This window comes from Aquabacterium sp. UBA2148 (assembly GCF_002328915.1).
Classification (GTDB): Bacteria; Pseudomonadota; Gammaproteobacteria; order Burkholderiales; family Burkholderiaceae_C; genus Aquabacterium; species Aquabacterium parvum.
This window is the reverse complement of the sequence record NZ_DCXA01000005.1, coordinates 536-6,523: the sequence shown is the minus strand read 5'-3', so window position 1 is coordinate 6,523 and position 5,988 is coordinate 536. Positions and strand designations below refer to the sequence as shown.

The window sequence follows — 5,988 nt, the reverse complement described above, 5'->3', positions numbered from 1 at the left end:
CACGTGCGGCTTGGTCCGCTCGAACTTACCTTTTGCCATGTTTGTCGCTCCTAGCGATCCTGAAATAGGAAGAGAAGGGGAAAGGGGGGGTGTGGTGCCCATGGGCAGGATCGAACTGCCGACCTCCCCCTTACCAAGGGGGTGCTCTACCACTGAGCCACATGGGCATCGACACGGGTATGGGATCGGGTGATGAACCCAAACCCGTGTCGACCTGACACAGCCTCCGCCATTCCGGCGAAGACCGCGATGGTATCACGCTGACGATGACAGAACCTTGACCACTTGGAGCGGGAGACGGGAATCGAACCCGCGTCATTAGCTTGGAAGGCTAAGGTTCTACCATTGAACTACTCCCGCTCGGGAGTCATTCCGCTGCCCGCACATGCCGCACATGCACGTTGCATGGCGTCCTGATGCGTTCAGCAAAGCAGGTTTGCCTGGTGGAGGAGGCTGGATTCGAACCAGCGTAGGCGTAAGCCAACAGATTTACAGTCTGCCCCCTTTAGCCACTCGGGCACCCCTCCAAGGCAAGCCCTAGACTTTAGCACAGCCGATCAAGCATTCGCAAGCGCCGTGGTGAAAAATCACGCTGAGGCTGCGGCGCCACGGAAACAGCCGTGGCCTCCCGCAGCTTGTGCTCAGGACACCACAGGCGTGGCTGCGGCAGTGTGGTGTGTGCGGCGCACGGCCGGCGCTTCGACCAGGTGCCACGAAGCCCAAGCCATGGCGGCAATCAGCACCGCCGCCAGCAGGGCCACGGGCCAGGGCGCGAGCTCGAACGCACCCAGGCTCACCAGGGCCTGGATGATCGGGAAGTGCCACAGGTAGATGCCGTACGACAGGTCGTATCGCAGCTCGAGCAAGGGCTGCGGGCGCACGCCAACGGCGAGCCAGCTCACGAACGCCGCCAGGCAGCATGGCACCAGCACGTCGGGCCAATCGGCGCCTGCGGTGCGGGGCCCGTCCAACCAGGTCAGGCAGATCAAGGCCAACAAGCCTCCCAGGCCCCACGCCCAGCCCCAACGGGCCACGCGCTCGCGCTCACTCCAGGCCCAGGCACCGGCCAGGAAGTACATGAGCTGCCCCGGCATCTGCTTGGCAATCTCGTGACCGACTGGGCGCCCCGTCTGCACGGCCCAATCGGTGAAGAAAGTCCACCAGCAAGCCGACAGCACATAGCCGGCCAACAAGACCGGCGTGGCACCCCAACGCCTGACAGCGCCCATGAAGAGGGGCACCACGGCGTAGAACATCAGCTCGACCTTGATCGTCCAGAGTGCGCCGTTGACGGCCCCGGGCACAGGGTTGTCCGCGAACACACCAGGCAGGCCCGGCTGCAGAAAGTTCAGGAAGGTGAGGTTGGCAGCAAGGTGACGCCACCAGGCAGGTGCGCTGAAATAGGCCTGCCAACCGTGCGTGGACAGCAGCACGCCGCCCACGGCGCAGACCAGCACGACCACCACGTAGGCGGGCACGATGCGGCGCAACCGGCGCTCGAGGTAGGGCCGCCAGCCGGGGCGCAGCCCCCAGCTCATGCTCACGAGGTAGCCGCTGAGCACGAAAAAAACCGGCAGGCCGAACTGCAGCGGCATCCAGCCCAGCCAACGCTCGAAGGTGGGCAGGCGCGTGAGGTCGATGAGGTGCAGCATGGCCACGGCAGCGGCCGCAGCCAGGCGCAGGACATCAAAGTGGTTGGCGCGTTTCATCTTGGCTTCAACTGCAGCAACGGGCTCGATTCGCCATCAACGTCCCTGTGACTGCCGCCAGGGGCGCAACACGGCGGCCACCAGGCCCAGACAAAGCAGGCCGGCGGCGGTGGCTGCGGCCAAACGGAGTGCGGGCTCGGCAGGCAGGCTGCCCAGGCTCAGCCCCCCGGCTGCGAGCGGCAAGGCCGACACGAGCACAAGCCGCACCAGGTCCACGCGCGGCCACAGGCCGTTGTGGTGCAGCAGCATGGCGCCTGTCACCGCCACACCGATGAGGGTCGCGGCGGCCAGGCCCATCAGGCCGAAGGCCCAAGCGAGCAAAGGCATGGCGATGGCCTGCGCCAAGCTGCCAGCCAGGTCGCAGGCGAAGGGCAAGCGGGTGTCTCCGGCCGCGTGGCAATAGCGCGCCAGCAACGCGTTCCAACCGGCAATGACCAGGGCGACGGCGTACCAGCCCAGCAAGGGGGCCAATCGGTCGGTGCCGGTCACACCGGGAAACAACAAGGCCACCAGCGCAGGCGCCGACATCAGCAGGCCGAGCGCCGCCGGGGTCGTGATGAGGGTGCTGGCAGCGAGTCCCTGACGAAGCAAGGGCTCACGGTCTGCGGCCTGACCTCGGCTCATCAGGCCAACAGCACCTGGCTGACCGCCGTGAGCGCCACCAGCGGCAGGTTGGCGAGCTTGCGCGCCAGGTTCAGCAAGGTGATGACGCCGTCGCCCAGGTAAGACGCGACCACGCGCTCGAGCAGGGCCACACCCTGCCCGGTCAATGCACTGCCCAGCAGCGGCGCCACCTGCTTGCCCATCTGCCGCATGAGCGCGCCCGACCAGCGCAACTCGCGCCAGGGCAAGCCCAAACGGCGCACACCGGGCAGCAGGATCAGGGCGCTGAACACCGCGCCACCCACGAAGCTCCAGGCCACGGCGGTTTCGGTGCAGTCGCGCCCGAGCCAGGCCAGGCAGGCAACCGCGGGCAGGTTGTACGCCAGCGAAGCGAAGCCCGGCAGCAGGTAGCGCCCGTCGGCGTGCAGGGGCACCGACCAGGCGGCCTGCAGGATGAAGGCGGGCAGGCTCCAGGCCAGCACCGCCAGGGCCTGTTCGGCAGCCACCAAATGGGCCGCGTCCATGCCCGCACCGATGAAGCGCAGCAGGCCTTCGCGCGCCAGCCAGCAAAGCAACGCCAGCACCACGCCCACGCCGGCCATGCCGAAGGTGAAGCGCGACAGCTGAGCCGGCCGCTCGTGCGCGGGCAAAGCCTGCCACCAGGCCATGGCCGCCGACGACAGCAGGCCGCCGCCCAGCATCATGCGGATGGCTTCGGGCAGGAACAAGGCAACAAGGAAGGCGTCGGTGCGCGCGCCCGCGCCCCAGTTGTGCACCAGCAGCCACTCTCGACCCAGGCCCGCAGCCAAACCGGCCACGGTGACCAGGGTGAGGGCGCCAGACGCTCCGAGCATGCTCAGGCCACCCGATCAGTGCAGGAAAGCGAACAAGCTGCGTCCGCCGACCTTGTAGTTGAGGTTGCGCACGCGCTGGCCCACGGGCTTGGCGCTGAAGCCGGCCACGATGGTGTAGGGCTCGACCTTCTTGCTCACGGTGGTGTTGGCCGAGATCACGGCGCCTTCACCGATGTGCGAACCCGGCAGCACGATGGCGCGCGAGGTGACCCAGGCCCAATCGTCGATGCGCACGGGCGCGGACACCGACCAGAACTCGGGCGCCTCCAGGTCGTGCCCGCCCGCCACGATGAGCACGTGCGAGGCGATGGTGACGTGGTTGCCAATGGTCAGGCCCGAGCGCGCGTCGATCTGGCAGTGCCAGCCGATGCAGGAGTCATCGCCAATGGTCAGGCTCTCGACGCCGATGACCTCGGTGTTGCGCCAGATGGAAGAGCCCTTGCCGATCTTGGCGCCGCCCAGGCGCAGCCAATTCACACGCAAGGTGTGGCTGGGGATCTTGTTGATGAGGATGTTGTAGACCTGTTCCCAGACGCGCCGCATGCGGTCGACCAGGGTCGGCCAGTTCTTGCCGTACAGAGGCAGCTTGCGCCCGGGGACCTCGTCGAACAGCGCCACGAAAAGCTGACGCGCCAGCGGATCGGCGATGCGCTGGCGGATGTCCAGGCTGGCGATGTGGACCACCACGTCGTCCGGGCCTTTGCCCTGGCTCTCGAAGACGACGTTGTTGGCCAGGCACCAGTCGTAAGCGGTCTGCAGCTCCGGCTCGGCGACACCCAAGCGCGCGGCGTACTCGCTCAGCCGTTGGCGGACGTTGTTGCTGTGATAGATGCGGTGTTTCATGGTCGGATCGGATGTGAGGACGACGATGACGAGGCGGCGTCGGGCGTGCGGGCGTAATGCAAGCCCAAGGCGAACACCAGCCAGAACAGGGCGATGAGCACCTGCGTGAAGCTGAAGTAGTGGTCGATGAAACCGGTGGACAGCGCCGCAAGCACCGTGCCCACCGTGGCGATGCGCATGGCGTTGCTGCGGTCCACGCGCTCGAAGCGGCCGGGCATGCGGACCTCACGCCACCAGGCGCGCGTGGCCAGGATGAACAGCACCATGCCCGGCAGGCCCAGCTTGAACCAGTAGTTCAGCCACAGGTTGGAGATGCCGTAGACGTCCTTCTCGGGCGACGAGGCGGGCGTGTCGGCCTTGAAGCCCAGGCCCAGCGGGTAGCGCAAGGCGTTTTCAGGAAAGCGCTTGTACTCCTCGAAGCGCACGCCGGTGCTGACGTCGTTGCTGGAGAACAGCGAGGCAAAGCGCTTTTGGGCCGGCGGGTAGGTGGCCACGAAGAGCACCGCCAGCACAGACGCGATCGCCAGGCCACGCAAGGCGTAAGGCGTGCGCTTGAAAGCCAGCCAGACCACGATCACGCCCATGGCCAGCAGGGCACCACGAGAGCCGCAAAAGACGATGCCGGCCAGCGAGGCGACCGCCACGAACCAGCCCAGGGCGCGGCGCCAACCCACGTTGGCCACGCCGTAGAACAGGCCCAGCGGCGCGGCCAGCAGCATGGCGCCGCCGGTGGAGTTGGGGTGCACCCAGGGCGAGGCCATGCGCCCCGGGTCGGCGCCGAAGATGTCGGCGATGACCTCGGGGTGGGCGTACTGCAGCTTGGTCAGGAAAGGCACCATCAGGCGCGCGTCGCGGCCCGCGAAGAAGAACCCCAGCGAGATGCAGGCCAGCAACGCGAAGCCCAGCAGCAGGCACAGGATGACCTGTTCGCGCTCGCGCGGCGTGGGCGCGAGGATGGGCAACAGGGCGATGGGCGAGACGTTGAGCAGGTAGCGCACCCAGTTGACCGGACCGATGCCATCGCCTTCGGGGATGAACTGCCCCACGATCAGCGGGACCATGGTCCAGCCCAGGAACAAGGCCACCAGCCTTTCTGTCGGGCCGAACTGGATGCCCGGCAGCGTGCCGGTGAGCCAGTGCCAGAACACGCCCAGCCAGGTCAGCGCCAGCAGCGCCTCGGAGGTGGTGATGCGCACGCCCAACGAGATCGTCATCCAGGGCAGGGCCGGCGCCAGCAGGCAAAACAGCAGGAAGCCACGCTTGGGTTGGCTGACCACGAACAACAGGGACGCCAGCGCCACCAGGGCGATGCCGGTCAGCACCGGGGTGGTCAGCACCATCAAGGCAGCGAACAGCGCCCCCAGGGTGACCGGAAGGAGCAGCGAGGCGCGAGCGCCCTGGTGCATCAGTGCACCCCGCTGGCAGATCGATCGCCAGTCAGCACCGAGGCGTAGACGCCTTCGAGCTGTGCAGCCACCGCAGACCAGTCGAACTCTGCCTGCACCAGCGCCCGGGCGGCGTTGCCCATGGCCCGGGCGGCATCGGGGTGGTCCAGCGCCTGGATCAGGGCCTGGGCCATGGCCTCGGGCGTGTCCGCGATGCGGGCGTGGCGTCCGTCGATGATGGGCAGGCCCGACAGGCCTTCGCGCGTGGAGACCACCGGCAAGCCTGCCGCCATGGCTTCGAGCACCTTGAGCTTGGAGCCACCGCCAAAGCGCAGCGGCGCCATGAACACGGCGCTGTGGGCCTGCACCTCGGTGAGGTCGGGCACGTAGCCGCGCCACTCGATGCGCTCATCGGGGAAGCGCTTGGCCCAGGCTTGCGGCATGCCATGGCCGCAGATGCGAAAACGCACATCGGGCGCCAGGGCCCACACCTTCGGGGCGATGTCGGTCAGGGCCCACTCGACGGCATCGACGTTGGGCGCGTACTCGTAGTTGCCCAGGAACAGCACGGTGCGCGAGGTCGCGTCGTGCCGC

Annotated in this window: 6 protein-coding genes and 3 tRNA genes; all 9 read right to left on the bottom strand. The window is 67.5% G+C overall.

Features of this window, described 5'->3' with window-relative positions:
- Nucleotides 1-92: 92 nt before the first annotated feature.
- Nucleotides 93-167 (bottom strand) — tRNA-Thr (locus B2W70_RS00145).
- Nucleotides 168-286: 119 nt separating this feature from the next.
- Nucleotides 287-360: transfer RNA gene (locus tag B2W70_RS00140), tRNA-Gly, on the bottom strand.
- Nucleotides 361-441: 81 nt separating this feature from the next.
- Nucleotides 442-527 (bottom strand) — tRNA-Tyr (locus B2W70_RS00135).
- Between the two features lie 114 nt (nt 528-641).
- Entirely contained in the window at nt 642-1,709 is a 1,068-nt protein-coding gene (locus B2W70_RS00130) for an acyltransferase family protein (protein WP_286741875.1), read from the bottom strand.
- Between the two features lie 36 nt (nt 1,710-1,745).
- Nucleotides 1,746-2,333 (bottom strand): lipid II flippase MurJ, encoded by a 588-nt coding sequence (locus B2W70_RS00125; RefSeq protein ID WP_286741873.1) that lies wholly within the window; start codon nt 2,331-2,333, stop codon nt 1,746-1,748.
- Nucleotides 2,333-3,166, bottom strand: a complete 834-nt coding sequence (locus tag B2W70_RS00120) for a lipid II flippase MurJ (RefSeq protein ID WP_286741872.1) — start codon at nt 3,164-3,166, stop codon at nt 2,333-2,335. The genes B2W70_RS00125 and B2W70_RS00120 overlap by 1 nt, the downstream gene beginning before the upstream one ends.
- Nucleotides 3,167-3,181: 15 nt before the next feature.
- The gene (locus tag B2W70_RS00115) at nt 3,182-4,009 is read right to left on the bottom strand and encodes an acyltransferase (protein WP_286741870.1); all 828 of its coding nucleotides are present in this window, start codon (nt 4,007-4,009) and stop codon (nt 3,182-3,184) included.
- On the bottom strand, nt 4,006-5,415 hold the full coding sequence (locus tag B2W70_RS00110; RefSeq protein WP_286741869.1) for an O-antigen ligase family protein: 1,410 nt from the start codon (nt 5,413-5,415) through the stop codon (nt 4,006-4,008). Before B2W70_RS00110 ends, B2W70_RS00115 begins: the two co-directional genes overlap by 4 nt.
- The coding region (locus B2W70_RS00105; RefSeq protein ID WP_286741868.1) for a glycosyltransferase family 4 protein at nt 5,415-5,988 on the bottom strand (574 nt) is incomplete at its 5' end. The genes B2W70_RS00110 and B2W70_RS00105, both read right to left, overlap by 1 nt.